Raw genomic sequence first — 26,820 nt, forward strand, 5'->3', positions numbered from 1 at the left:
ACGCTGTATGTAAACGCACTGGATGCGTTGTTTCATTGTTGTGAGCAGCAAAAGGAGTTGGCGTGGCCCACGTCAGATTGTTCAGACACTATATCCACCTTCCGTATGTCATCCTCGGCCTGATTGATTTTTTGGTGCTGGCGTTTGCCTTTGCCCTTGCCGTGTTCTTCCGTTACTTCGGTGATTTTTCCTTCTTTCTCGAAAACCTGAATTTCCTGTTGCCTTCAGCCATCGTATTTTCGGCAATGAACCTGTTGGTGATGGTGGCACTGGGCGTTCACCAGTCCCGCCTGGAAGAAGGTATGTCTGGTATGATGCTCCGCACCATCATGGCACTTATTGTAAGTGTTCCGTTGTGCGGTTTTGCCTATCTTCTCGCAACAGACTGGCTGTGGTATATCGGCTCCAGCAGTGCACTGACAACAGGGTCTGTGTTCGGCTTTTTCCTGTTGGGCATCGTCCGCTCACTGTTTTTCGCCACAGTAGGCAAGGACACCTTCAAACGGAAGGTGCTGGTTCTGGGCGCCGGTTTTCGCGCCAGGCAGATTCACGAAGACCTCAGAACCCCATTCAATCGCAAGGGCTTTATCCTGACTGGTTTCGTGCCCCTGCCGGACGAGCCGGTTGAAATCAGCGAAGATTACCTGCTGAACATTCCCACCACGCTCCAGCAGTACATCATTAAACACCCGGTCAATGAGATCGTGGTTGCCGTGGACGACCGCCGCAAAGGCCTTCCCATGGAAGACCTGCTGGAGTGCAAAATGGAAGGTGTGCGGATTGTCGACGGCGCCAGCTTTTACGAGCGGGAATCCAGAAAAGTGGCCCTGGAAATGGTCACCCGTGGCTGGCTGGTGTTCTCCGATGGATTCACTGTTTCATCTGTGTTCGGGGTTGGCAAACGTTCCCTGGACTTAGTGTCGGCTGGCACCTTGTTGTTGGCCGGTCTGCCGTTGATGCTTCTAACTGCCATTGCCATCAAGATTGAGGATGGCATGAAGGCGCCCATTTTTTACAGCCAGGAAAGGGTGGGGCTCAACGGCAGTGTGTTCAAGGTCCATAAATTCCGCTCCATGAGAACGGATGCCGAAAAAGACGGCGCCGTGTGGGCGAGCAAGAACGATGCCCGGGTTACACGGGTAGGCGAGTTCATACGGAAGGTCAGAATTGACGAACTGCCACAAATCTTCAACGTACTGAACGGTACCATGGCTTTCGTGGGCCCGCGCCCGGAGCGGCCGGTGTTCGTGGAGCAGCTCTCCGAGAAAATCCCGTTCTACAGCGAGCGCCATCGCGTCAAACCGGGTTTGACCGGCTGGGCCCAGCTTTGCTTTGCTTATGCGGATAACGAAGAGGATACTCGGGAAAAGCTCCGTTACGACCTTTATTACATCAAGAATCAAAGCCTGTTACTGGATTTGTTGATTATAATTCAGACAGTAGAAGTGGTATTGTTCAAGAAAGGATCAAGGTAGTTTCGGGACCTGCTCTCCCCGAGACATGGAAACAGATACGGAATCAGAGAGGAATGACAATGTCATCGAAGTATTCACCACGGGGACTGTTGATCTCCCTGACGGCGGTAGCGTTTGTTGCAGGTTGTGCGGGGCCTCAGTCATCTTCGCAGGAAGCCATTAACGAAGCCCTTAGCCTGCAGACATCCACGAGTGTTGACGAATACGTGCTCGGCCCCACCGATGAAATCCAGATCTCGGTCTGGCGTAACCAGGATCTCAGCATCAGTGTTCCCGTGCGCCCGGACGGCAAGGTATCCATGCCTCTCATTGGCGATATACACGCCACCGGTAAAACGCCGGAAGAGCTCGCTAACGAAATCGAGCTGGGCCTGGCGAGCTATATCCGTGAACCCCAGGTCACCGTTGTGGTCAAGTCCATGGGGAGCCACGAATACAGCGATCGTGTACGGGTAACCGGAGCGGTCAATCAGTCCATCTCCGTGCCCCATCGGTCCGGAATGACGGTGCTGGATTTGGTGCTGAGCGCCGGCGGGGCGAATCCGTTCGCCAAGCTCAACGATTCCATGCTCTACCGCTCAGTGGGCGATAAAGTGGTGGCCATTCCAGTACGTCTGGACGATATCCTCAGCGAAGGCGATGTGTCCACCAATTACCGGATGCGGCCCGGGGATATCCTGACCGTGCCGGAAAGAAATTTCTAAGATCAGCTACAACCGCCTTTTGACGCAAACTGCGGAACCGGTTAACAGGTAAGATAGATGGCACTTCCATTAAGTCAGCTCCCTACAGAAATGATCAGAGAGGTCCGGTCACGCAAGTGGCTGGCCTTCCTGCTGTTTGCCATTGTCAGTTTCGCCGTGCTGGGGGCGGGGTTTGTCTGGCCATACAAGTATCACTCTCAGGTTGTGATATTTGTGGATGACCAGAACATTATTCGTCCTCTCATGGAAGGCAGTGCCGTCACCACCGAAATCAGCGAGCGTACGTCGGTGGCCAAGGAAATGCTCTGGTCCAGGGATGTAATGTCACAGATTGCCAAGGATAAGGATATCTTCGGCCAGGATGCGGAGCAGCTCGGTGACGAGGCTCTGGAACGCAGAATCGGCATGCTTCGTACCAACATGAATGTACGTCCCCGTGGAGATCGCTACTTCAGTATTGGTTACACCTCCGAGTCTCCCATGAAGGCTTTTCGCATCGCGCAACGGCTGGGGCAACTTTTTATATCCGAGAATTCGGCGAGCAAGCGCAAGGAAAGCCGCAACGCCTATGAATTCATCGACAAGCAGGTTAAAAGCTACGAAGCCATCCTTACCGAAGTCGAGCAAAAGCTTAAGAAGTTCCTCTCAGAGAATGTCGATGGAACAGAAGCTGAAGCGAATTCGAGAATGGCGAATCTGCGGAGGCAGTTGGAACTTGCCGAGCTGGAGCGTACTGAACTGATTGCGCGCGCAAACTCTCTGGAGTCCGAGCTAAAGAACATTGAACCCATGCTTAGCCAGGGCCGGACGGCCGATGCCTATACCCGCAGAATTCGCGAAAAGGAAGCCCAGCTTGATGAGATGCGGCTGCGCTACCACGACACCTACCCGGACATCATTATATTGAAGGAGCAGATTGCAGAGTTAAGAAACCAGCGAGACAGGGCTGCGCAGAGCGGTGAATTGGACCGGGTCGCCAGTGAAGGCGACCAGTTGGTCAACCCTCTGTACCAGGACATCAGTGCCGAGCTCGCCACAACCCGCGCCAACATCCGTACCCAGGAATCACGCATCAACTCCTTTGAGGGCCTGATCGCGGAGCAGGAAAAACGCATGGAGCGCATTCAGGAGAACAAGGCGCAGTATTCCGAGCTTACCCGGGATATGGAAGTGAACGAGCAAATCTACAACGACCTACTCAAACGCCGTGAAAGAGCCAGGGTATCCATGCACCTGGACATTGAAGGCCAGGGCCTGAATTTCCGCATCAATGAAACCGCTCAGTATCCGCTGGGCCCAGTGGGTCCGAAGTTCCAGCTGTTTGCGTCAGTTGGCCTGATTCTCGGAGCATTGGCTCCGTTTGGCCTGGCGGCTGGAGTGCTACAGATTGATCCCCGTATAAGGGCTCGTAAGCAGCTTGAAGACGGTATTGGTCTGCCGGTGTTGGCAGAAATCCCTCACGTACGAACACCTTACGAGAAACGTAAAGACCGCTGGTTAACCGTTGCAGTCTCTGTATGCGCCGTACTGGTGGTAGCTGCCTATGGTGGTGTTGCTGGTGCTGCTCTGATGGGAGTTATCTGATGACAGAGCAAAAACAGGACAGGGATAAGGAAGAGATGGAAGCGAGCACCCGTTCCCGCGAGAAAAGAACGCAGGCTTCAGATATCAACGGGCATGAACGGACGGGGGACCTGCAAACAAGGGGTAGCACCCCGGATAGCAGCCACAGCAGCGAGTTTTCGCATTGGGAAGACTCCCGTATGTTGGTGCCAAGCTCCCTGGAGCTGGGCCCGGGTGCTGTCGACAAGTATGTTATCAGCAAGCAGATCGTCAAGATGCAGGAGCCACGTCGGCTCACCCGTGACGACATGGACGAGCGTCGCATCATCTATCCGGAGTCCCAGAACCGGGAGCTGGTCAACCGCTTCCGTCACCTGCGAACCAAACTACTGGAATTGTCAGGCGGCAACAACTTCACCATGGTTGTCAGCGGAGCTTGCGAAGGGGCGGGAACGTCGTTTATGGCCCTCAACCTCGCGGCCGCGTTTGCCTTTGATCAATCCAAAACCGCACTGATCATCGACTGCAACCTGCGCCACCCCACGCTGCATTCACAACTGGACCTGGCTGCGGAAACCGGCCTGACGGATTTCCTGGAAGACTCGGACTACGACATCGGGCGGATTATCTATCCCACAGGCGTTCCGCGCCTGAGGCTGATCCCCGCTGGTAGCCAGCGGGAGACGCCGGCGGAATTCTTTACCTCATTCCGCATGAAGCAATTCCTGCAGGCAATTCGCCGCCGTTACCCGGACCGCTTCATTGTTCTGGACACTGCGCCCATCAGCGACTCACCGGATGCCCGTATTCTAGGTGACCTGTGTGACTACTCGATGCTGGTGGTGCCCCACGGCAAAATTACGGCTACTGCCGCAGAGAACGCTGCCCAGGCGTTTAACCCGGAAAAGTTTGTAGGAGCCGTAATCAATGGATGATGTGCACGGATCAGGGAAGATCCGGTGGGTTACCTCCATCGGCGCTGGCCTTTTGATAGCAGGATCCGGGTCGGCAATGGCGGCTACAAACAGCCTGTCTGGTGGTATTGATAACCGCTATTCCGACAACGCCCGCCGCGCTGAATCCAACGAGCAGAGCGATCTGGAAACCCGGGTAAACCTGAACATCCAGCACCTGAGCGACCCGGGGCAGTGCACATCCGCCGTGGACATGGGGCTGGGTTATGGCTACTGGCACGACGACACCTATGACTCCGAGGTTTACACCAACGGCACCCTGCAAGGGCAGTGCGAGCTGGCCAGAGGGCTGGTGTGGCAGGCTTCCAACACCGTTAGCCATGTTACACAGGACAACCGCAGAGCCGACACACAGGACAACCAGACCCGCAAGAACGTGTTCCGCACCGGCCCGGTGTACACCCTGCAATTAACTCAGGTGGATCAGCTGCAGTTTTCTGCTGCCTACGAACAAACCGAGTTCGAAGAGCGGGAAGAACCGGACAGCGACCGCGTTACCGGCACTGCTGCGTACAACCATAGCTTCAGTGACACACTCCAGGGCGGCCTGTCTGCCAGTGCTCAACGCACAGAGTTGGATACTGGCGCTGAACTGGACCGTGAATCAGCCGTTGTGACCTTTAGCAAAGTCTGGGCAACCACCCAGGTAAGCGGCTCCCTTGGCAAAAACCGCCTGGAGACCCGGCTGGGCAGCCAGACGGTCTCCAGCGATGGCATCACGGGCACCTTTAACCTAAGCCGGGAAATCAACCCCAGCAGCGAATTTACCCTGAATGCCAATCGCCAGTTAACAGACAGGACCTCCACTCTGGGCCTTCGCTTCGATGACTTCAACTTCAACCTGACCGAATCCGACGCAGTGGAAGTCACGGTTGTAAGAGCGGGCTATAACGCCCGGTTCAGCGACGGCTCTGCTTTCAGGGCAGAAATCTCTACCAGTCGCAGTGATTATGTCCAGACAGGCAACCGCGAGGAAAGAAGCGGGATTGACCTGCGGTATTCACGACCGGTAACAACATTGCTTTCATGGTTTGCCGATGCCGCCTATGAGCACCAGCGCTTTGAAGACGAAGGCGCGGAAGACCAAGTGGCCCTGTTGTCTGTCGGCCTTGATTACCAGCTTAGCACCAGAATGGATATCCGCTCTGCCGTCGGGCACCAGCAAAAGACCAGCGACATTGCAGCCAGGGAATATGAAGAGAACTGGGTTGCGGTTTCCCTTAACTATCAATTTTTCTGAGTAGGGGGACGTACCAATGAACAATGATATCACCCGGATAGCAAACGCACTCACCATTGATGTGGAAGACTACTTCCAGGTAGCTGCCCTCGCTGAAGCAGTGCGCCGTGAAGACTGGCATTCCATGGAATATCGGGTTGAAGCCAACACACACCGTTTGCTGGAACTGCTTGACCGACACAGCACAAAGGCGACCTTCTTTACCCTGGGCTGGGTGGCGGAAAAATCACCCCAATTGGTTCGCGATATCCAGAAAGCCGGCCACGAGGTGGCGAGCCATGGCTACAGCCACCAGTTGATCTATAATCAGACACCCGACGTCTTCCGTGAAGAGACCCGGCGCTCAAAACAGATCCTGGAAGACATTACTGGCGAGCCCATTACCGGGTATCGAGCCGCAAGCTATTCCATCACCAACCAGTCGCGCTGGGCCCTCGACATACTGGCCGAGGAAGGATTTACCTGGGACTCATCCATATTTCCCGTGCACCACGACCGTTATGGCATGCCGGGCACACCACGCTGGCCGCATCGGTTGACAACCGACAACGGCCATGAACTGGCTGAGTTCCCCCTGAGCACCCTGAAGTTCCCCGGTTACACCCTGCCCATCGCCGGCGGTGGCTATTTCCGGCTGTTCCCCTACTGGTTCAGCCGCTGGGGCCTGGGCAGCATAAACCGCCAGGGTCATCCGTTCGTGTTCTACCTGCACCCCTGGGAAGTGGACCCGGGCCAGCCGCGGTTGGACGTGAAATGGTTCTCCCGCTTCCGGCACTACAACAACCTGGACGTGTGTGAGCACAGGCTGGATCAATTGCTGGGGCACTTCCAGTTTACTGCCATGGGCGACGTGCTAAGAAACCAGCAATTGCTGGACAAGGAAGCTCCAATAGCCGCCGGCCACGAGAAAATGGAATTCACATCACCATGCTAGTTGCACTGTTCTGGCTGTCCCTGTTACTGCTTTTCTATATCTATTTTGGCTATCCGCTGATGACAAGGGTAGTGGCGTCCCTTTGGCCAAGGCCGGTAAACACAGATGCCGAATACGAGCCCAAGGTTTCCATACTGATTGCCGCCTACAATGAAGCAAAGGACATCGAAGCCACCCTGCGAAATAAACTGTCCCTGAATTACCCGTCAGACAAGTTGGAAATCCTGGTGATCTCGGACGAATCCGACGATGGCACCGATGACATCATAGAGCGCGTCGCAAGCGACTCGCGCTTCCCGATCCGTCTGTTCCGCCAGGTTCCAAGGCAGGGCAAGACTGCTGGCCTGAATACCCTGGTACCGGAAACCACTGGCGATATCCTCCTGTTTTCAGACGCCAACTCCCAGTGGGACGCCCAGGCCGTTGGCAAGTTGTGCAGCAACTTCGCCGACCCGGGCGTGGGCTATGTTACCGGTAAAATGGTCTACGTGAACGACGATGGTTCCCTGGTGGGCGACGGCTGCAGCGCTTACATGAAATACGAGAACTGGCTGCGCGAACAGGAAACCTGGTTGGGTTCCGTTGTTGGCGTGGACGGCGGTATAGACGCCATGCGCAAGACACTTTACCAGCCCCTCAACGCCGACCAGTTGCCGGACTTCGTGCAACCGCTGAAAGTGGTAGAGCAGGGCTACCGGGTAGTCTATGAACCCCTGGCCTTGCTGAAAGAAGAAACCCTGAACGACAGCGACAGCGAATTCAGTATGCGGGTGCGTGTCAGCCTTCGTGCACTGTGGGCACTGAAAGACATGCGCCATTTGATGAACCCGTCGCGGGACCCGGTGTTTGCCTGGCAGCTCATTTCCCACAAGCTGCTGCGTTATACCGCTTTCGTACCCTTGGCCACACTGGCACTGAGCACATTGCTGCTCGCCCCGGCCCGTGGCATCTACACCCTGGCATTCATCGGCCTGGTCATCTTCCTGGCACTGGCCTGGACTGGCCATAAGCGGGAAGAGGAGGGGCAACCGTTGTCAGTAATTTACTCGATACCCTACTACTTCATGCTGCTGAACATTGCCTCCTACAAGGCGACAGCAGCGTTCCTGAAGGGTGAAAAGAAGGTTATCTGGAATCCAAGGAAGGGGTAGGCCGTGAACTTGCCAACACTGGACAGTGTTCTCGCATCGCGAAAGCTTCCGGCCCTTGATGGCTTCCGGATGATTGCTGTTATGGCCGTTGTGTTGGCCCATTCCGGTGTCGGATCGTTATTTTCAGCCCGCCACGGGGTGGCAGGGTTTTTTGTACTCAGCGGCTTTCTGATTACCTGGTTGTTGCTCAAGGAATACGAGAAAGCAGGCCGCATATCTCTCCGGGATTTTTACATGCGGAGATCACTCAGGATTTTCCCGGCCTACTACGCGTTTCTGTTTGCATCCATCGGCTGGGACCTGTTTCGTGGCAATGACGATATCAAAGATGTCATATTGCCTGGCCTCTTCTATTTCATGAACTACCATAATGCGCTGGAAGGGCATTCCAGTTCGTCCCTGGCTCACCTATGGTCACTGGCAATCGAGGAGCAGTTCTACCTTTTGTGGCCAATGGCGTTTATGTTTCTGATACAACGGGGCAGAAACTTCGTCATCAGTTTTCTGATTGTTATAAGTGTGCTGGTTATGGCCTGGAGAACCTACAGTTTCTCCGTATTAGATTTTGGAACGTCCTATGCGTATAACGCCTTTGACACCCGGTTTGATAATCTCGCTATTGGTTGCGCAATGGCCTTTCTGCTTGAGAAAAAGCGCTGTCTTGAACTGGCAGACCTCGTGAGCAGTCGGTTCTGGATGCCCTTGATCACCATAGGGCTGCTCACGTTATCCCGTCAGGTGCCCGGTAGTGACTATGCGTATGGCCCCGCTTTTACTCTGGATGCGTTGTTGCTGGCAGTATTGCTGCTTCAACTGATGCGATTAAGCCAGGGACGATTCTGGGCCTGGCTCAATCACCCTGTGGCTGTCTATCTAGGGCTTATCAGCTATCCCGTTTACCTATGGCATATGTGGGGTATACAGGCTGGTAACAAGCTCAACTTTTTGCCTGAATCGCTGCAACTGTTTGCAGGTATATTGATCAGTTGTGCTTTGGCTGCACTCTCTTATCATCTTCTGGAAAAACGCTTTCTGTCTCTTAAACACAATTATGAGAAAGCCAGGGACGGATCCAATCAGGGAAATACTGCAGTGAACTCCGACCCTGGGATTCATGGAGATTTGGCGAGAGAGAGGTCGAGTTGAAGGTCCTCCATCTGATCGACAGCGGAGGCTTGTACGGCGCTGAGAAGGTGCTTCTGAGCCTGGTAAAGGAGCAGTTGGGACAAGGGCTTGAGCCCATGATTTTAAGCGCTGGTGAGCACCAGGCGGGCGAAAAAGCTCTAGAGACTGAGGCAAAAAAATTAGGGTTGCCTGTTACTGAATGGAGAATGAAGCCCGGTCTCAATCTGAAAGCGGCCTGGATGATCCGGAACTGGGCACTGGCAAATAATTACCAACTACTCCATTCTCATGGTTTCAAGTTCAATGTTTTGCTGGGTATGCTTCCTGAAAAAGTCAGAGGTGTCCCGATAATCGCCACTCTACATGGGTACGTCCATGCCCAACGCCTTTCAAAAATGTGGCTCTACGAATCTCTTGACCGCTTCGCGATCCGCCGGATGAGGGGTGTAGTACTTGTAGGCGAGGCGATGAAGAAGGAGTTGCCAGGAAAGATCTCAAGCGGCCAAGCCGTTGCTATTCCAAATGGTCTGGATATTTCAGAACTTCAGAAATCATCCCTGGATTCACTGGATGAGCCGTTCAAATCGTTTTTCGATAACCATGAACCTGTGATACTCGGGGTTGGAAGGCTTTCCAGAGAGAAAGGATTCGACAGGTTGGTCTCTGCCTTTTCAGAATTCAGAAAAGAATACCCCAAATCAGGAATGATTATTGTTGGTGAGGGCAAACTCCGCAATCAGTTGGAGGCGTTGATTGCAGAGCTGGGTATTCAGGACGATGTGCTCATGCCCGGATACTGCAGCTCCGTACCTGCGCTTTTCAGGCGCTCACAGGAGCTGGTTATGCCTTCCTTGACGGAGGGGTTGCCAATAACTCTTCTCGAGGCGATAGCTTTAAAGGTTCCAGTAATTGCCTCCGCTGTCGGCGAAATACCGAAAGTTCTGGGCTACGGAAAGGGCGGTGAGCTGCTTAGCGACATAGAGCCGGCCACTATTGCCAGAGCTATTGAGCAGTCAGTCAATGACAAAGAACGGTCCCGCCGTCGAGTGGACTGGGCGTATGGAGCAGTGGTTAGAGATTACTCTTCTGCGGCAATGGCGGCGAGTTACCTCGAATTCTACGAAAGGGTTCTTGGTGCACCATGATAATCCGTTCTGCCCGGTTTCTGCTGACCCGACTATTGTTCCTGGCAATGGGGTTGCCAATCAGTCGGTATCGGAAGGAAGTAGAGCAACTATGGAGCCTGAGTAAAGAAGTCAGGGCTGAGAGCCTGGGTCAATTGTTGGCTCGCAATCGCCCATTGAATTCGGCTGGTTCAGCAGTAGGTGGACTGGAAGATTTGAGGTCATCCCTATCATTGTCCAAGAAACAATTTCGCAATCAATCCACCCAGGGGCGGGAAAAGCATGGCAAGTCCGGGTTTGGCCGTCATACAGCAGGTACAACCGGGGAGCCCACCCAGATTACGCTTGACCGGAAAGAGCTGGCCCGAATGCTGGCAGTTCGTGATTACTGCTTCCGGCACCATGGCTTAAAGCTTGGTCAGCGAGAGGCAAGGTTGTGGGGCAGGCCAGAAGTCGGCATTAAATCCCGGCTCAAGAACTTTGTAATGAACAGGCGGGTTTTTCATCCGGTAGGTCCTGAAGCGAAGGATGAAGTGGCAAACCTGCTAAGCTGGAAGCCGGATTATCTGTACGGTTATGCGTCTTTGTTGCTCGAAGCGGCGCAGATTCTTGATGGTATGGAGATGGAATTCGATCCACCGAAATGTGTGGTGTGTACGGCAGAGTCTATTCTCCCGGCTCAAAAGGCTTATATATCGAGGGCGTTTAAGGCACCGGTAGCTGAAGAATATGGTTCGACAGAGTTTGATGTGATTGCTTTCGAGTGCACCGAAGGTCACCGTCATCTTGTCAATCCCTGGGCGCTCGTTGAGAATACTAAAGACAAAGGATGCATAGTGACCGATGTATCCAGAACATCTCAGAGTTTGGTCCGTTATGAGCTGGGGGATTACGTCCATTTAGAATCTTCAAATTGCACCCTGTTAGGAAGCACCGAAGTTATTCATCAGTTGGAAGGGCGCTCTATAAATCGGTTTGCTTATTTGTCGAAAGATGAGAAATTCCACGCTCTGGAGTTTGCTCGGGCGGTGGATAGATACCAATCATTATCGGGTGAGGTATTTGAGTTCACCGTCTACCAGTACCAATATGGTCGTTTTGAATTGGATACTTCTCTCCCCCCAGGAAAGGGTAGCCTAGACGTATCCAGATTTGTTTCAGAGTACCTGTGTGATGTTGTTGGGGAACCTGTAAACGTCGTACCTGCTGGCGAAAAGACTGCCTCAGAGTCATTCACAAAGAAAGGCTATTTTATTCAAGCAATGGGACCGGATCATGAAGGCTGAGACGACACTTACAATCGCAGCAGTGGGCGATATCTCTTTAGGGGATCATCCCGTGTGTGTTGGCCATGGAATGAGAAAAACCATAGGCGCTCATGGTGTCGATCTGTTCTCTGATGTTAGAGAGTATTGGTCTAGAGCTGATATTGTTACTGGCAATCTTGAAACAGTGGCTTCTAATGTTGGTTTAAAGCCAGGAAAATTGGCTTCTTTTGAGATGCGCGGCGAGCCCAGTGCATTGACTACTCTAAAAGAAGCAGGGTTTAATCTTCTCACCGTCGCCAATAACCATGCCTTACAGCATGGGAAAGGCGCCTTTGATGACACAGTCACCACGCTAAGAAAAGTGGGCATCGAACCGATTGGCCTTGACGACGAGCATTCCAAAAAAACCATTCCCTATGTATTTGAGAAGTCTGGAAAGCGTAATGTATTTCTCGGTTACTCCGTGAGGCCGGAGGAGTGGAGCAAAAACGATATCCCTTACAGCCATAGAGAGTCAGTTGATTCAATAATCTCAGAGGTTAAGGAGTTCAGGGAGGAAGTGGATGGAGCCGTCTTAGTTTCTATGCACTGGGGATTGGAATACCTTGATTATCCAGGGCCCGAACAAATAGAACTAGGTAGAAAGCTGGTGGATGCCGGAGCAGACGTAATAATCGGACATCATCCGCACGTTTTGCAACCTTTTGAATACTATGAAAATGGTTTAATCATCTATAGCCTCGGCAACTTTCTGTTTGACCTTTGGCATCCGGAAACGAAGCCTACTGTTGTTGCGCTGATCACCATTGCACATGGTTGTCCACCAAAGGTTCATTTCAAACCGATCTATATAGACTCTAACTTTATTCCAAGAAAGGCTAACCAAGATCAGAGTTCCGCTGTAAAAAAGCTGCTCGTCTTTGATGATCACTGCGTTGATTCAATTATAAAAATGCCCCCAGAAGAGTATCGGGCCAGATATAAGGCTAATCTGGCTACTGTCAGACCGCGAAAATATAGGTATTTTCTGAAAAACATCTACCGATATCCCCTTGGAATTATCATTCAATCGTTCATCAGGACGTGCTACAGGAGATTAACCGGAACCTGATTTTTAGCTTGTGATCCACTGAGAAATTAAAATAGGTATTGTTAAGGGGGGGATGGATGAATAGAACAGTTGATGTCTTGTGGACAGGAGGTTGGGATTCAACCTTCAGGGTGATCCAGTTACTTTTCCACGGTGACGACGTCAAACCTCATTATATTTGTGACCCCGGCCGAGCTTCTACGCCCCTGGAGATATCGGCGATCCATCGTATAAGTGACCTGTTGAAAAGAAAACCGGAACTAGAAGGTAAGTTACTACCGGTAACTATTGTTGAATTTTCGGATTTTGAAAAATATAGCGACATCGAAGAAGCTTATATCGAACTTATGAAAGAGCATTATATTGGAGAGCAATATAAATGGATTTCGGATTATTGTAGATTCAACAGCATCGAATCCATTGATATATCAGTCCAGAATAATCCTTTCATACGGAAAAATTATTCAAGGAACGATTACCCGTTTTCGATCATTTTCAAAGGCCTGAAATTTCCACTTATTACCTTATCGAAAAATGATATGAAAAAATGGTGTGCTGATCATGGATTTTTGGATGTTATAGAAGAAAGCTGGTTTTGTCATTCTCCTACACGAAGTGGCAAGCCTTGTGGGGTTTGTAGTCCATGTATCGTGGTTTCGGAAGAAGGTATGGGGTATCGACTGCCAACCAGTGCCAAAATCCGCTATCACTTAAGGATCATACCAAGGTTTAAAAATTTCCTGAAAAACTACCCAAAACTTTATGCCTATTTATATAGCCTGAAGTCAAAGTAATCAATTACATATTGTTTGGGCATGATATATCATGGAGCATTTATCGCTGCTGTCAGTGCTTTTGCATCATTGTCCCAGTTGTATTTCAATTTGATAGCAGCTTGCCCATTTTTTCCAAGAATGGTTCTTCTTTGTGGATCACGTAATAATGCCATTTTTTTTGCGATGTCTATCGGATCCAGATCTTTGCATACTAGTCCGCTATCGGTTTCTCGCAATATACGTGCAATGGGTATGACTTCCGTAGCCAGTACGGGTAAACCAGCCAGCATATAATCGAATATTTTATTGGGGATGGTGTGGTTCCAATGTCCGCAAACGCGATAGGTAAGGGCGCCAACGTTAGCCAGGGACATGAGTTCGTCTACTTCTTCTTGGTCCAGCCAGCCATGAATTTTAACGCTTTCGCTTATTCCAAGCTCATTGGTCAGGGCAATCAGATGTTCCTTTTGGGCACCCTTGCCTACAATGTCAATGCGAATAGCATCGGATGATGCCTGGGTTTTTATATACTGAGCCGCACCTTCGATTAGTAGGTCTAGCCCCCTGAGTTTTGACAGGAAGCCTACATAAACAATTCTTAGTTGATTTCCGCTATGCTCATGCATTGCGCCCCTGAATTTATCTATTGGTGGGGTATTGCTGACAATTGATATTTTTTCTTCATCTACGCCCATTGATATCAGCCGGTCTTTTGATTCCTGAATCATAACCAATATGTGGTCTGCTTTGGCTACCACGTTACGTTCATATTGTTTGGCGAACCAGGGGCTTTTCAGTATTTTGGTTGTCAGTGATCTGTTGGAAAATTTCGCTGCAGATTCATACATTTCCGGATAGCATTCTGCCATATCGAAAACCATTTTCGATTTTCGAAATTTAGCAACTATTATACCGGCTTTTACAAGAGGGAGATCCCGGACAATTATTACGCCTCGGTTTCCTTTTATACCCCTGGATGACTTGAATAATAGCCATAACCAAAAGGGGTTGAACCAAAAGGGTAGGTTGACGGCAACCTGAATAAATTTTGGAACTCTTCGAGTTATTGGCAGACGACGAATGGCAATTTGATCGCTTTCGTCTATCGTGGGTAACTGATCTCTATTACGTGCAATAATGGTGACGTTGTGACCATCGCTCTTGAGTGTCAGCGCGAGCTTCTCTACCCGTACATCCCAAGGATAGTCTTCTTTGTAGACAATCAGTACTTCCATTTTAGTTAGAACCATCCATTTGGAAAGCTGTAAATTAATGAGTCATTGTTTGTGCAGGTTCGATTGTTCCTCATTGTTAGTTCTTTGGTCGGAATATGCAATATTTGACACTGGAATAACTGTTTTTTTAAGCTCATGCAGCAGCAAGCTCATCGCTCGATCAATCCCCGCTTCGAGCGCTTTTTCGTCAGATGCAGCAAAAGCCTGAAGTACAGATGTCGTCGTGGCTTTCTTATCGTCTGCACGACGCACGCCGATCCTGAGCCTCTTGAAGTCATGGGAGCCAAGCGCCGCAATGATAGACTTCAAACCTCTGTGACCGGCATCGCCGCCTCCTTGTTTGAACTTTGCCTGGCTCAGCGTAAGGTCCATTTCATCATGAACAACCAGGAAGTTGTTTATAACCGTCCCGTTGCGATTCAGGAACTGCAAGGTTGGAGGGCCACTGTTGTTCATTTTTACCGCAGGCTTAAACAAACACACTGTTTTCTCTGCGATATCCACATTGCACCCCAGTCCTTCCGGATAAGAGACCCACGATACGTTGGCCCTGGCCGCTATGTGATCGAGAAACCGATAACCGACATTGTGAGGTGTATTCTCATATTCCGAGCCTGGGTTACCCAACCCCACGATGACTGTCTGCTCTGAATTGCTTCCTGTTAGTGGGATGGAAGCTAATCCAGGGATATTACCAGCCTCTGCAAAGCGTACAGCGGCGGAAGGCGTCGGCTTGTACAATCTTGGACAATCGCTGCAAAAGTCCTGGATTCCGCACCGACTCGCCCAGCAACTGACTGGGCTTTGCGTGTGGTACATTAGCCTTACTAGGTGATCTGCTTTGTTTGAGCCCTTAAGAAGTACCAGGTCGCCGGGCTCAAGAAGACTGTTCAGGAACGCGGCCGCATCGCGGATCTCGCTAAATGCATGAAGGTTTTCGACACCCGTATCACGCTTAGCTTTTGATGCCCTCGGTGCGTGAGGACCTACGAAAATAACGATGTCGCCCACCTCAAGCGCTTGCCTGGCTACTTTGGGGTAAAGTTTGGATGCGGATACGGAATAATCAGAAAGGGTACCAATAACAAGAATTTTTCTTTGCGCTTCTGCTTCGGCCATGAATTCGAGAGGTGCCGAGAACGACCAATGAGGTGCTTTCCAGTCATCTCGTAAGAACGTAACGCCATCCTCATTGGATACGATTTCCATCCTTCCTTCTGGTGGTCTGACTTCAGCGACAGCAGATATTGCCTTCTGTAGTTGTATACCCGCGGCCAACCCAACCCCCAAAGCCGAAAGTACTGACAAGGCAAGATGTTTTCCGTGGAAACCTGTTCTCACCTCGTATATGTCGTTTTGATACTCCACCTCAAGAGTAAGCGGCTCTGGCCATTTGGAACGCGCCGAAATGAGCTTTAAGGTCGCGCCTTCTGATTTTCCCACCCAAATTACTTGCTGGTTGCAGCTTTCACCAATGGAACTGACGAGCGGGTCGTCAATATTCAGAACTGCCACTCCGTCTGCGGGCAGAGCTGAAATCAGCTTGCCCTTTTCCGTTGCGATAGCCTCCAGGCTCTTGTGGGCCTTGAAGTGGTCCCTTGCAATCAGGGTGAGCACAGCTATCTTTGGGGTAAATAATCTGAGCGGCCTGTCCAGGTCGCCTGGATTGCCGCCCGAAACTTCAAGAACGCAAAACCTATTGTGAGGTCGGACTCTAAGCATGACCTTGGCAATGCCGCTAGGATAATTCATGGAGCCCGGAGTGCTGACGCAGTCACCAGCAGTGCCGAGAATGCGTGCGGATAGATCTTTGACGGTGGTTTTTCCTGCGCTTCCTGTGATGCCGACGAAGCAGACATTTTTAAGTTTTTTGCTGTAAACCAATGCCAACCAAAATTGGACTAGGTGGGCTCCGGAGCGTAGACGGGTGTAGAGGTAGTCTCTTGTTGCCTTGCGAATGCGATGGACCATTGACCTTTCACTCCTTTGAGAATCGTACGGATACCAGTGATCTAGTACATCTCGCCTCTCTAGCCTACTATTGTCCTAGTCTCACTGGAGAATGCTCCGCATCCAGAACAGATCGCTACTATAGTAAGTTAAGGTAAAAATTTACAATTATTTGCAATCCGGAGATCAGCGTCTGTGTTTGCTAGGGTGTTTTCCGTAGACTGAGAGATCGTAAAAGACTTTCCGGGGACTGTAGCAATGAAATATTTCATGTATCAAATCAAAGCTTCATACTACCTATTGTGCCTGTCTTTGCTGGTCGCGTTTTCTGGCCATGCGCTTGCAGAACCTACGATCTCCGAAATCTTCTTGTCTGACAGGGAAAGAATTGAACAGGGAGCAAGAGTAAAAATTTCTGGCGATAGCTTTGGGACAAAGAAAAATGCCCCCCCAATTTTGATCGATTATGTAGACAAAGCCTTTGAGTATGGGGTGGTGAATGAAGCACATGCAAAGCTGGACGACATGTCAAGAATTCCGGCGGGTATCGATGACGATGCGGGTGCAGTTTGGGCAACGAACACAAGCACGTTTTTATACAGTGAGCAAAGCCAAAACCGTCATGGATACAGCACAGCATCCTATTTCCTCCAAGGAGAAAATGCATGGGTAGGTAGGCCCGTTGCCTATGGTGGGCCGAGTGGATGGGATACGCCGGTAGATAACCCTCAGTTGTATGTAAGTTGGTGGTACAAGAATGAATTCCATTCTACCTACTACTGGAGATTCTCACCAGACAGTCAGAAAGGAACATTTGAAGTCGGAGAAGAGTTATTTATTGAAGGTCAAGAGGAGAGGAATTCCAGAGGGGTTTACGCAGGTGTTGATGCAGACGGCTTGCATAATGCGGTTCTTTACTACCACAGGAATGCCAATGAGCTAAGGGGTAGGTCTATAAAGGGAATTAGTTCCGGAGCAGTAACTGTTTTCCCTGACCAGTCCAGAGGAGGGTCGGGCTATGGCTATGAAATACCCGGATCAAAGTTGGCCAGAATTTGGGACGATCCGTCAGGATCTGACGGTATCCGTTCCTCGGTAGCGTTGCATAATGCCTATGCTGAAGGTGCAAGAATGTACTATTCACTTGATTTAGAGCCTGATAAGTGGGTTCATATTGAATATGAAATTGATACTGAAAAAGGAATGCTAAGGCTTTATGAAAACGGGAATAAATTAGGTGAAGAATATTTCCCTGAGGGGCGTAATTATCAAGGTAAATATAGCCCGACATTGGCACTGTTAGGTACTAATGCTAAACAACTGAAACTGCAGAAGTCCTGGATATCGGAAATATATGTTGATAGCTCGCTTCAGCGAGTGGCGATCGGCAATGCGCCTAAGTATTCTGAGGTCTCACATCACGAATTACAGCGCCCCCTAGCGTGGAATAACTCTGAAATAGAGTTTGCCGTGAATTTGGGTTCTTTTGGTTTTGATGAAGAGTTGTACGTTTATGTTTTCGACAAAGATGGTGTTCCGAATAGTACAGGTTTTCCTCTATGCACAGGTGACTCGTGCCCTGTTCCCCCATCTAGAATTGAATTGCTGATCAATTAAATCGTAAGATAGAAAGCTAAATTATGTTTTAGGGAGAATAAGTTGAGTAACCGCATTGCAAGGAAGCTTCGAAGGGAACTTTTAAACTGTGCGCGCGAGGCGAATTTGTCCGGATGGCGAAGCCGATTTAAATATTTATTGACTAGTGCTAGCGCTGGTAATTCTGACATTAAATTACGCCGTATATCTGAAACTCTCGCGCATTTCCCAGAGACCCGTAAATCCAGGGATCTGATCGATCAGGCATTTGAGCTTGCTAGGAACAGGGTTACGGTGTTGCCTCGAGACTTAGGTTCTGTCGACCTGGAATACTGTTTCATAATTAAGCCCTATGTCTCAGAAAGCGAAAAAGGGATATTTTTGATCTCATTCGAGAATCAATTGAATAAGGTTTTAGAGTCAGGACTTCTGAAAACAATAAAGGATAGGTATCATGTAATATTTATCCCATCATGGACGGGCTTGTTTTCTCCAGCGCTTTTTAGGTTAGTTGCATACTGCTGCGATGATCCTGTCTTTGTACTTCCTGTCCACGAGCATGAGCGCGAGCGTGTGAGTAATTTGGGGAGTCACTGCATTTCGTTGCCATTCAATGCGGCAAGCTGGGTCAACCAGGAGTTTTATAACAGTACTGAAACAGAAAGAGATATTGATTGCCTTATTGTTGCGAATTTTGCTAGCTTCAAGCGTCATTGGCTATTGTTCAAGGCATTGAAAGGCCTACCTAAATCGGTCACAGCTGTGTGTGTGGGTGTGCCGCTTGGGCGACGAACCGCCGAAAGCATTCGTCTGGAGGCTGCGGAATATGGTGTTTCAGGTAGGGTCAAAGTAGTTGAAAATCCGCGCCAGGAAGACCTTAGGCTCTATTTCCAGCGGGCAAAGGTGTTCTGCGCCATGTCTTATCGAGAAGGTTCTTTCATAGCGGTTGCCGAGGCGCTTATGTCTGGCACCCCGGTAGTGATGTTCAAGAACGCCCACATAGGTACAAAGAGTCTTATAACTTCAGATGTAGGAGCATTGGTTGGTTCTGTTTCCGAGTTACGAAAACGAGTCATGGAATTCATGGAGTTCAAGGAGCACTCGAAAGTCCAGGAGATAGCCCGCGAGTCCATCAGTGCCCAGGCAAACTGTCAAAAATTGAACCAGATGCTAGCTGCTTGGTCGAAAAAAAATGGCCTGAAATGGAGCCAGGATATTGAGCCGTTTTATAGCATGAGGCTCAGTTTTTATTATTTTGATGCAAATGCCAGAGAAAGATTGAGGCCAGACTATAACTACCTGGCAGACCAAGGTATTAATATATCGATCCCATAACCAGCGACGCAGGTGCCTCTTCGAGAAACATGGAAACTCCTGAACTTATCTCTGTAATCATCCCTGCATTCAATCGAGCGCCTTACATTGAGGAGGCGCTGTCTTCCGTATTTAATCAGGAATACCCGAATACGGAGGTGCTTGTCGTTGATGATGGGTCGTCTGATGGCACCTACGATATTCTCAAAAAGCATCACGATCGGGGAGCCATAAAACTTCTTACTCACCCCGGCCGGGCAAATCGGGGCCAGTCGGCCTCCCTGAATTTGGGCCTTCGCGAGGCAAAGGGAGATTTTGTCGCAATCCTGGATAGTGATGATATGTTTGCTCAAGGTAAATTGCTGCATCAGGCCGGGTTTCTAAAGTCCAACCTTGACGTTGGAATGGTCTATGGGCAGGGGCATGCGGTCGATGCAAGTGGTGCCTTCCTTTTTGAGGTTCCTGCAAATGGCCACAGAGAAACCGGTGATCCGAACTTTTTGTTGCTGAATTGCTACATGGCACTTCCGGGCGGAGCGCTGATCCGGAAGTCAGTATTGGAAAAGGTTGGCTTTTTTGAAGAGGCTTTCCGTGCTGGGCAGGATCACGATATGGCATTAAGGATCATGGAGGCTACCAAAACAGTCTATCTACCTGAACTGGCTTTTTATTATAGAAAACATGGAGATTCCATTAGCGTTAAAGGTTTGGAGCGTCGCTGGAAAACCGGCATGGAAATTCTTGATCGAGCTCGCTTGCGATATCCCTACCGAAGTCGCACTATCCGCAAGCGCAGAGCTGTTCTCCACTTTCGTTTAGGTCAAACCTATTGGCGAGAAGGTGGCAAAGTAAAGGCGTTGTCCCATCTCATTGTCTCCGGCGCGTTGGATCCGGTTCGTGCCTTATCTGTTGTTTTTGGCCGTGAGCGGGTTTAGAGTCAAACTTTGGGCATGATGTTTTAGCAGGACGCAGAGTTGATGCCACAGCAGGATGTACCCCAGCCAATACTTTTTGTTATTGACCATTTCCGAAATCCTAGCGCAGGCACGGAGGGCCAGATGTTCAACCTGATTAAAGGGTTGGATAGGGCCAGATTTGAACCCGTCCTTTTGGTGTTCAGAGACTCCGAATATCTTCAGAAGCACGGCTGTCCCTGCACCTATCATGTGCTCGGGCAAACACGAGTTTTTTCTCTTAAAACCTGGGTAGCGCTATGGAAAATGGCTCGGAGGTTCCGTATGTCCGGGGTTCAGCTTGCCCACGTGTTTTTCAATGACGCATCCGTTCTTTGCCCACCTGTATTCCGATTGAATGGCATTAAGACAATTATCTCCAGGCGTGATATGGGCTACTGGTACACACCGGTCTACCGCGCAATGTTGGCCTTATCCGGGCGATTTGTTTCTGCTGCTATCACAAACAGTGAAGCGGTGAGGCAAGTGACGGCGAGGTCCGAGCCGCTCGCCCCGTCTCAGGTCCATGTGATTTATAATGGATATGACTTGGGGGCATCATCTGGCGATTTACCGGCCGATCTCGCAGAACTTCGGTTTAGACACCCCAATGCGGTGTTTGCCGGGCTCGTGGCTAATATTCGTCCAATTAAGCGGATGGAAGATGCCGTTATGGCTTTCGGTAAGCTTAATCAGAGAGGGCACGATTTGCATCTGGTATTGATCGGAGACGGAAACCAGGGAGACCTTCGCTTGCTGTCCTCGCAGCAGGGGGTAGCTGATAGGATTCATTTTCTGGGTCCTAGAGCGGATGTGAAAGCCTGCCTCAAGGCTCTGGATATTGGTCTTTTATGTTCAGAGTCCGAAGGATTTTCCAATGCCATAATCGAGTATATGCAGGCGGGCTTGCCAGTTGTTTGCAGTAATGTGGGAGGAAACCAGGAGGCGGTCGAGCATAACGAAACCGGGTATCTGTACCCTTGTGGTGATATCGGGAGCTTGACAAAGCATCTCGAGGCGCTGAGTAAGAGTAAAGAACTACGCAAGCGTATCGGAGACAATGCACTCAGGCGGGCCAGGGAACGTTTCAATATGGATACAATGGTAGCAAAGCATCAGGATATCTATGAAGGGCTCATCGGGCCCGGGAGTGCCAGGTAATGGGGTTATTGTCCAAGTCAATCCGTAAGCTCGGTCCTGTGGGCGGGTATGAGCTCGCGCGGCAGATATGTAGGAACCAGCCCCGAATTCTTATGTACCATCGTTTTTCGGCCTTACCCGTGAAAGGCTGGACAAGCCCAGGATTCTTTGAGCAGCAGGTCAGGCATATTCAGGAGCGCTATAACCCATATTCACTGGTTGGGCTGATGAAATATCACAGTGAACACGGCCGAATGCCTTCGCACGCTGTTGTGATTACCGTGGACGATGGCTACAGGGACTTTTATGAGCATGCCTTCCCGATTCTTCAACGCCATGGCGTGCCGGCAACCTTATTTGCAACAACCGGCTTTATAGAAAGACGGCTGTGGCTGTGGCCCGACAAAGTCACCTGGATGCTGGAGCAGCTCCCCCATATCGGCCAGGAGTTCACTCTTGGCTCGATTACCATTAAAGCCGGTGATATTAACGACGCCAGGCGTCGTGATATCTGGGAAAAATGGATTGACCATTGCCTTTCGTTGCCAGATAAAGACAAACATGAATTCATTTTATCCTTGGCATCCAAGCTTAGTCTTGAATTTCCATCTGAAATTCCGAAAGCGTTTGAACCATTAAGCTGGGATGAGCTGAAGGAAATGCAAGATGCAGGCATTGAGGTTGGCGGACATACAGTCACCCACCCATCCCTGGGGCGCGTTACCAAAAATGAGGCAAGGGATGAAATATTCGGGTGCCGCGATGTGTTGAATCAGAACCTTGGTCAGCAGGAACGCACGTTTTGTTATCCTAACGGTCAACCATCAGACTTTCAGGATTTCCTCCCGGACATGGTCCGGGAGGCTGGCTTTTTGGGTGCAGTTACCGCCTTCCCCGATGCGCTAGGAATCAACAATAGATATCTGATGCGCAGGCACGTTAGTGGTGATGATATGTTTCAGTTTTATAAGGCTGTATCTGGTGTTGAATTGTTGGGGCACCGGGCTCGGCGTGAGTATCGGCTTCAACCGGATGCCTCTGCCGCATGAAACAAGAAATGATCGTCTCACGTCAGCACGCAAAACCCAGCGTTCTTGCAAAGCTGGACACTCACATCGTCAGCCAGTTCACCTTCATTCTATATCTGTATTTTATTCTGGATTTCTTTCTTCGGTTCTCTTCCCGAATTCCTGGTTACGGCGCCATCAGACCTACGTTGCTTGCGGTCGCTTCAATTAGTCTTTTGTTGTTTTTACAGCGCGACAAGCTGAAAGGCCGCTTTGACGACCCCATATTCAAAGCGATTTTCGTATTGTTTGGTTACATCATTATCAGTCTGCCACTGGTGGAATGGCCCGGAAGTGTGGTTCGGGTCAATATCGACATCTTTATCAAAGCTGTCGTTTTCCTTTTCTTCACGGCATTGATTATCGACACGGAAAAACGCCTTAAATGGTTCATCGCCGTGTTTGTCTTCTGCCAGGTGTTCCGCGTTTTGGAACCGCTCTACCTCAACATCACGCAAGGATACTGGGGTAGCTCTACTCACCTGAGCGGCGGCGATTTTGCAGACCGGCTGGCAGGAGCCCCGTCTGACGTGATCAACCCTAATGAATTGGGATTCGTGATCGCTACAGCCATCCCTTTCCTGCATTATCTATTATGGCCCCTGGGTTGGAAATCAAAACTGCTCTACATGGGTTTGATGCCAGCCATGTTATATGCGTTGATTCTGACCATGTCCAGAGGTGGGTTTATTGCTTTGTTGGTTGTTGCATTCCTGGTATTCAAGGAATCAAAGCACAAAATGGGGCTGACTATTATGGCTGTGGTGTTGGTGATAGCTGCTCTTAATGTCATGACGCCCATTCAGAAAGACCGGTACTTGTCACTGGTTGATAGTGACACTGCAGGGGGAGCCTCGGCAGAAGGTCGCCTGAAGGGGATAATAGGCGAATTTAAGCTGGGCTTAACACGACCTGTTGTGGGTCACGGGTTGGGAACTACAACTGAAGCAAAAGTGCACAAATGGGGAACAACGAAGGCCAGCCACAATCTATATGGTGAGCTTATTATAGAACTAGGGCTGATCGGATTTGTCATTTTTCTACGCTTTCTCTATCAGATTGCCCGTAAGCTTTCTGTTGTTCGATCGCAGTTTGCAGCTCTTAATAAGAGTGAACACTCATATTATTCAAGGTTGAATAAGTGCCTTATGGCGGTTTTCTGGATGTACGCTGTCTATAGCCTGAACTATTGGGGGTTGTCCCAATACTATTGGTATCTATTGGGTGGTCTGGTAATTGCGTTTGGTCGTTTGGTTGACAAAGATCACCATGAAAGTAGTAGCCCCGCCATAGCTACGGGAACTGAGCCTAGCGTTAAATACCCGTTAGCGCATCGGGTAAGATAAGCAAGCGGATATTGTGGACACAAGGGAATATCAAAATAGTCAGGGAGTTCATGCCAGTGATTCGTACCCGCCGTATTCTGGAGATGTATCTCGGCGTTTTGGTCCGGTTAACGCTTGTCAGATTCAGGCCACGAATTGTCGCTGTCACCGGCTCTGTAGGGAAAACGACAACAATAACAGTCATTAATGGTCTCCTTGCCGATCTTTCGGGCAGCGAAATCATAGGCCCATTTCGGAGCAACGCCACCAACAACATGAACGGCACGGTAGGCGTATTCCTCACTGTCCTGGGCTCAAGCCATTTTGTGGGGCCAAGCCTTTCAGGACTGCTGGAGTTGGTTAGGCTTACCGCTGTAACTCTTAATAACGTGTTTAAGCCCGGCGCCACCTACCCCGAGGTGTTGTTACTCGAATGCGGGATTTCCGGTAAGGGCGAAATGAGGCGAATGGCCAGAACGATCCAACCGAATGTTGTCATTGTGACGACAGTTGGTCATGCCCACCTGGAAAAGGGAATGTCGACAGTGAGGGATATTGCCAAAGAAAAGTCGGAATTGGTTCTCGCGTGTAAACGAGAGGGGTTAGTCATTCTGGGATCAGATAATGAATGGACACGGGGGATGGCGGAGTTGACTCAAGCCCCTGTAAAGCTGGTAAAAGGGAGAGGGGTAGTCTTTGGGGTTAGTGTGGCACGTTTGGTTGCGGAATGGCTGGGCGTCGATGGGGCAGCGATTGAGCCCGTGCTCAGGAACCCGGCCACACCTCCTCACCGGCTTGAAAGAATCGACGGGGCAGGTTTTCTGGTTATAGACGATACCTTCAATGCCAATCCCCTTTCCATGAAGCTGGCATTAGATACCTTGCAATCCGAGCAATGCTCTGGTCGAAAGGTCGCTATTTTGGGGCAAATGAAGGAGCTCGGGCCAGATTCACGGGAGCTTCATAGGGAAATCGGCGCCTACGCGAAAGCGAAGGCGGATGTTGTCATTGGGGTCGGGGAGGAACTCGGCCACCTGTATGAGCCGGATTGTTTCTATAGAGATTCTGCGGAGTGTGCCCATAACATCGGCGAATGGGTAGCGAAAGGAGACTGTGTGTTGGTGAAGGGCTCTCACAGTGTTGGTATGTTGCGTGTCGTTCAGGCTTTGACGGAAGGTGGTGAGCGTAATGGTGGGTCTTAAACTGTTTCTGTACCGCGCCAGGAACCGTCTTTTCTCCAGGCGCGCCTGGGTTGTGCTTTGTAGACCACTGGAACCCCATACCGAAACAGATATACCGGACGGAATTGAGGTGCGGGAGGCAAGCGCGAGTGATGTTGAAGCTATCGCCAGGGCATTGCCAGATGAACTGGCGGGAAGGCTTTCCCGCGAGAAGCGAATGGCTACGGTGAATGAACGGTTCGGTGCCGGGGTCCCCTGTATCCTGGCGACAGACAGTGATTCCAGCCAGGTAATAGGAGGCTGCTGGTGTCGTAAAGTCACACCTGGGAGTATGTTGTGGCCGCTATTGCCCAACCGCGGGGTGGTGTTTGAAATATCTACTTTGTTTGTTGATCCGGATTATCGAGGTAAGAATCTCGGGTCTATTCTTGTTGAATATGCCTGTAGCATGATGAAGGGCAGAGGCTTCAATGGATGCGTCTCACTGGTCTGGTATACCAGACCAGCGTCAGTAAAGGCTCATTTGAAGATAGGTTTTAAGCCGGTTGGCGAGAAAGTAACCCTGTCATTTCTTGGGGTTCGTCGATCCCATGTTCATCCAGGGTTTCGCCAGGAACGTCTTCCCTCAACCAGCAAGGCATCCTCATGATGGTACCCGTGTTGATGTACCACCATATCTCTCCGCTCACTGGTCCACATACGGTCACTCCAGAATTGTTCCGTGACCATTTGAAAACGCTGAGTGATAAGGGGATCCGAACGCTGTCACTTGACGAGTTTGCAGCGTGGAGACGAGGTGAGCTCGCTATTCAGCAGCCTGCAGTGCTCCTGACATTTGATGACGCATGGCTGGACAACTGGGCATATGCTCTTCCCGTACTGGAAGAGTTCAGCGCCCAGGGTGTTTTCTTTGTTGTTACGTCCTGGCCAGGGGCTGGCGCCGCCAGGGTAGGGCTCGGGTCTGATCCGGATTGGCGCCCCTTCTCCCATGCAGAATCCATGAAACTGGCGGGCACCGATTCGGGAGACAACGTTTCGATGCGGTGGTCGGAGTTGCTTGCGGCGAGAGACACCGGTTTGGTAAGCCTTGCCAGCCACTCCCATGGCCATGGAGACTGGTGGAAACGTGGGACAGGAGTGAATGAGCTACTGGAGTATTTCGAGACAGACCTGAGGCAGACAGCGGATGTGCTGGAAGCGAAATTGGGAGCTTGTCCTCCACATTTGTGCTGGCCTAAAGGACACTTTTGCAATTCCATGATGAAAATAGCTGAAGACAATGGATTTATTCATCAGTACTCAACTCTCAGGGGTAGTAACCAGAAGAAAGCTACTACGCAGATACGCAGGATAAACGTTGAGAATCGTCCCGGGGAATGGTTATGGCGACGCCTGACAATCTACGGTAATCAATTAACTGCGTCGGCTCTGGGTGTCGTGCATCAGAATTTACACTACGAACGGATGAAGACCCGTTATCCAAATTTGCCGCGCAAGGAATTTGTTGGCCCCAGGCTTCATTTGATCTGACCAGAAATGACCCGCCGGATTTCCTTGTGGTAATCCCCCCATTTTTAACGGGGTTCAAAAGTAGACCTCAGGCCATCATGGCCAACTTCTGTTGAGGGGTAATCC

At 50.3% G+C, this 26,820-nt stretch carries 23 protein-coding genes; 21 read left to right on the forward strand and 2 right to left on the reverse strand.

All coding sequences use genetic code 11. From position 1 onward, the window contains the following. Positions 1–62: 62 nt before the first annotated feature. From NLU14_RS18135 to NLU14_RS18190, 12 genes are all read left to right on the forward strand, one after another. A complete protein-coding gene (locus NLU14_RS18135) occupies positions 63–1,475 on the forward strand; it encodes a TIGR03013 family XrtA/PEP-CTERM system glycosyltransferase (protein WP_275709197.1) in 1,413 nt (470 codons plus the stop codon). A 59-nt stretch (positions 1,476–1,534) separates the two neighbouring features. Then, a complete protein-coding gene (locus NLU14_RS18140) occupies positions 1,535–2,179 on the forward strand; it encodes an XrtA/PEP-CTERM system exopolysaccharide export protein (RefSeq protein WP_275709200.1) in 645 nt (214 codons plus the stop codon). A gap of 57 nt (positions 2,180–2,236) precedes the next feature. Beyond that, positions 2,237–3,763, forward strand: coding sequence for an XrtA system polysaccharide chain length determinant (locus NLU14_RS18145; protein ID WP_275709202.1), 1,527 nt, complete (start codon positions 2,237–2,239; stop codon positions 3,761–3,763). Beyond that, a complete protein-coding gene (locus tag NLU14_RS18150) occupies positions 3,763–4,677 on the forward strand; it encodes a P-loop NTPase family protein (protein WP_275709205.1) in 915 nt (304 codons plus the stop codon). Before NLU14_RS18145 ends, NLU14_RS18150 begins: the two co-directional genes overlap by 1 nt. A 76-nt stretch (positions 4,678–4,753) precedes the next feature. After that, complete coding sequence (locus NLU14_RS18155) at positions 4,754–5,956, forward strand: outer membrane beta-barrel protein (RefSeq protein WP_275709208.1); 1,203 nt, start codon at positions 4,754–4,756, stop codon at positions 5,954–5,956. Between the two features lie 16 nt (positions 5,957–5,972). Next, positions 5,973–6,890 carry an XrtA system polysaccharide deacetylase gene (locus tag NLU14_RS18160; protein ID WP_275709210.1) on the forward strand — a complete coding sequence of 306 codons (918 nt, stop codon included), beginning with the start codon at positions 5,973–5,975 and terminating at the stop codon, positions 6,888–6,890. Further along, on the forward strand, positions 6,884–8,041 hold the full coding sequence (locus NLU14_RS18165) for a glycosyltransferase family 2 protein (RefSeq protein ID WP_275709213.1): 1,158 nt from the start codon (positions 6,884–6,886) through the stop codon (positions 8,039–8,041). The genes NLU14_RS18160 and NLU14_RS18165 overlap by 7 nt, the downstream gene beginning before the upstream one ends. Positions 8,042–8,044: 3 nt before the next feature. Beyond that, positions 8,045–9,187 carry an acyltransferase family protein gene (locus tag NLU14_RS18170; protein ID WP_275709215.1) on the forward strand — a complete coding sequence of 381 codons (1,143 nt, stop codon included), beginning with the start codon at positions 8,045–8,047 and terminating at the stop codon, positions 9,185–9,187. Further along, positions 9,184–10,311, forward strand: a complete 1,128-nt coding sequence (locus NLU14_RS18175) for a glycosyltransferase (RefSeq protein WP_275709217.1) — start codon at positions 9,184–9,186, stop codon at positions 10,309–10,311. The genes NLU14_RS18170 and NLU14_RS18175 overlap by 4 nt, the downstream gene beginning before the upstream one ends. Continuing rightward, positions 10,308–11,576, forward strand: coding sequence for a phenylacetate--CoA ligase family protein (locus tag NLU14_RS18180; RefSeq protein WP_275709219.1), 1,269 nt, complete (start codon positions 10,308–10,310; stop codon positions 11,574–11,576). The genes NLU14_RS18175 and NLU14_RS18180 overlap by 4 nt, the downstream gene beginning before the upstream one ends. Then, on the forward strand, positions 11,566–12,669 hold the full coding sequence (locus NLU14_RS18185; protein WP_275709221.1) for a CapA family protein: 1,104 nt from the start codon (positions 11,566–11,568) through the stop codon (positions 12,667–12,669). Before NLU14_RS18180 ends, NLU14_RS18185 begins: the two co-directional genes overlap by 11 nt. 56 nt (positions 12,670–12,725) lie before the next feature. Then, a complete protein-coding gene (locus NLU14_RS18190; protein ID WP_275709222.1) occupies positions 12,726–13,442 on the forward strand; it encodes a 7-cyano-7-deazaguanine synthase in 717 nt (238 codons plus the stop codon). A 29-nt stretch (positions 13,443–13,471) separates the two neighbouring features. Here the strand turns inward: NLU14_RS18190 and NLU14_RS18195 are convergent, their stop codons facing one another. Both NLU14_RS18195 and pth read right to left on the reverse strand, forming a co-directional pair. Further along, the gene (locus NLU14_RS18195; protein WP_275709224.1) at positions 13,472–14,659 is read right to left on the reverse strand and encodes a glycosyltransferase family 4 protein; all 1,188 of its coding nucleotides are present in this window, start codon (positions 14,657–14,659) and stop codon (positions 13,472–13,474) included. A 42-nt stretch (positions 14,660–14,701) separates the two neighbouring features. Further along, positions 14,702–16,630 (reverse strand): aminoacyl-tRNA hydrolase, encoded by a 1,929-nt coding sequence (gene pth / locus NLU14_RS18200; protein ID WP_275709226.1) that lies wholly within the window; start codon positions 16,628–16,630, stop codon positions 14,702–14,704. 237 nt (positions 16,631–16,867) lie between these two features. Here pth and NLU14_RS18205 point away from each other — a divergent pair, with 237 nt between their 5' ends. From NLU14_RS18205 to NLU14_RS18240, 9 genes are all read left to right on the forward strand, one after another. Further along, positions 16,868–18,226 (forward strand): hypothetical protein, encoded by a 1,359-nt coding sequence (locus NLU14_RS18205; protein WP_275709228.1) that lies wholly within the window; start codon positions 16,868–16,870, stop codon positions 18,224–18,226. Positions 18,227–18,268: 42 nt separating this feature from the next. Continuing rightward, positions 18,269–19,540, forward strand: coding sequence for a glycosyltransferase (locus tag NLU14_RS18210; protein ID WP_275709230.1), 1,272 nt, complete (start codon positions 18,269–18,271; stop codon positions 19,538–19,540). Between the two features lie 29 nt (positions 19,541–19,569). Continuing rightward, positions 19,570–20,454, forward strand: a complete 885-nt coding sequence (locus tag NLU14_RS18215; RefSeq protein ID WP_275709232.1) for a glycosyltransferase — start codon at positions 19,570–19,572, stop codon at positions 20,452–20,454. Between the two features lie 42 nt (positions 20,455–20,496). Then, positions 20,497–21,633, forward strand: a complete 1,137-nt coding sequence (locus NLU14_RS18220) for a glycosyltransferase (RefSeq protein WP_275709234.1) — start codon at positions 20,497–20,499, stop codon at positions 21,631–21,633. 119 nt (positions 21,634–21,752) lie between these two features. Then, positions 21,753–22,661 carry a polysaccharide deacetylase family protein gene (locus NLU14_RS18225; protein WP_275709236.1) on the forward strand — a complete coding sequence of 303 codons (909 nt, stop codon included), beginning with the start codon at positions 21,753–21,755 and terminating at the stop codon, positions 22,659–22,661. Next, complete coding sequence (locus NLU14_RS18230) at positions 22,658–24,025, forward strand: O-antigen ligase family protein (protein WP_275709238.1); 1,368 nt, start codon at positions 22,658–22,660, stop codon at positions 24,023–24,025. Before NLU14_RS18225 ends, NLU14_RS18230 begins: the two co-directional genes overlap by 4 nt. A gap of 56 nt (positions 24,026–24,081) precedes the next feature. Beyond that, positions 24,082–25,206, forward strand: a complete 1,125-nt coding sequence (locus tag NLU14_RS18235; RefSeq protein WP_275709240.1) for a glutamate ligase domain-containing protein — start codon at positions 24,082–24,084, stop codon at positions 25,204–25,206. Between the two features lie 196 nt (positions 25,207–25,402). After that, entirely contained in the window at positions 25,403–25,834 is a 432-nt protein-coding gene (locus tag NLU14_RS23135) for a GNAT family N-acetyltransferase (protein WP_420845076.1), read from the forward strand. After that, positions 25,831–26,715 carry a polysaccharide deacetylase family protein gene (locus tag NLU14_RS18240; protein WP_275709242.1) on the forward strand — a complete coding sequence of 295 codons (885 nt, stop codon included), beginning with the start codon at positions 25,831–25,833 and terminating at the stop codon, positions 26,713–26,715. The genes NLU14_RS23135 and NLU14_RS18240 overlap by 4 nt, the downstream gene beginning before the upstream one ends. The last annotated feature ends 105 nt before the right edge of the window (positions 26,716–26,820 follow it).

The sequence above is a fragment of the Marinobacter iranensis genome (assembly GCF_029207565.1).
Lineage (GTDB): Bacteria > Pseudomonadota > Gammaproteobacteria > Pseudomonadales > Oleiphilaceae > Marinobacter > Marinobacter iranensis.

Bases quoted from the DNA above. Each gene is read 5' to 3' on its own strand.
- NLU14_RS18160 (WP_275709210.1), top strand. From the start codon at position 5,973: ATGAACAATGATATCACCCGGATAGCAAACGCACTCACCATTGATGTG.
- NLU14_RS18190 (WP_275709222.1), top strand. From the start codon at position 12,726: ATGAATAGAACAGTTGATGTCTTGTGGACAGGAGGTTGGGATTCAACC.
- NLU14_RS18165 (WP_275709213.1), top strand. From the start codon at position 6,884: ATGCTAGTTGCACTGTTCTGGCTGTCCCTGTTACTGCTTTTCTATATC.
- NLU14_RS18220 (WP_275709234.1), top strand. From the start codon at position 20,497: ATGCCACAGCAGGATGTACCCCAGCCAATACTTTTTGTTATTGACCAT.
- NLU14_RS18150 (WP_275709205.1), top strand. From the start codon at position 3,763: ATGACAGAGCAAAAACAGGACAGGGATAAGGAAGAGATGGAAGCGAGC.
- NLU14_RS18155 (WP_275709208.1), top strand. From the start codon at position 4,754: ATGGCGGCTACAAACAGCCTGTCTGGTGGTATTGATAACCGCTATTCC.
- NLU14_RS18205 (WP_275709228.1), top strand. From the start codon at position 16,868: ATGAAATATTTCATGTATCAAATCAAAGCTTCATACTACCTATTGTGC.
- pth (WP_275709226.1), bottom strand. From the start codon at position 16,630: ATGGTCCATCGCATTCGCAAGGCAACAAGAGACTACCTCTACACCCGT.
- NLU14_RS18230 (WP_275709238.1), top strand. From the start codon at position 22,658: ATGAAACAAGAAATGATCGTCTCACGTCAGCACGCAAAACCCAGCGTT.
- NLU14_RS18215 (WP_275709232.1), top strand. From the start codon at position 19,570: ATGGAAACTCCTGAACTTATCTCTGTAATCATCCCTGCATTCAATCGA.
- NLU14_RS18140 (WP_275709200.1), top strand. From the start codon at position 1,535: ATGTCATCGAAGTATTCACCACGGGGACTGTTGATCTCCCTGACGGCG.
- NLU14_RS18185 (WP_275709221.1), top strand. From the start codon at position 11,566: ATGAAGGCTGAGACGACACTTACAATCGCAGCAGTGGGCGATATCTCT.
- NLU14_RS18180 (WP_275709219.1), top strand. From the start codon at position 10,308: ATGATAATCCGTTCTGCCCGGTTTCTGCTGACCCGACTATTGTTCCTG.
- NLU14_RS18240 (WP_275709242.1), top strand. From the start codon at position 25,831: ATGATGGTACCCGTGTTGATGTACCACCATATCTCTCCGCTCACTGGT.
- NLU14_RS18145 (WP_275709202.1), top strand. From the start codon at position 2,237: ATGGCACTTCCATTAAGTCAGCTCCCTACAGAAATGATCAGAGAGGTC.
- NLU14_RS18195 (WP_275709224.1), bottom strand. From the start codon at position 14,659: ATGGAAGTACTGATTGTCTACAAAGAAGACTATCCTTGGGATGTACGG.
- NLU14_RS23135 (WP_420845076.1), top strand. From the start codon at position 25,403: ATGGCTACGGTGAATGAACGGTTCGGTGCCGGGGTCCCCTGTATCCTG.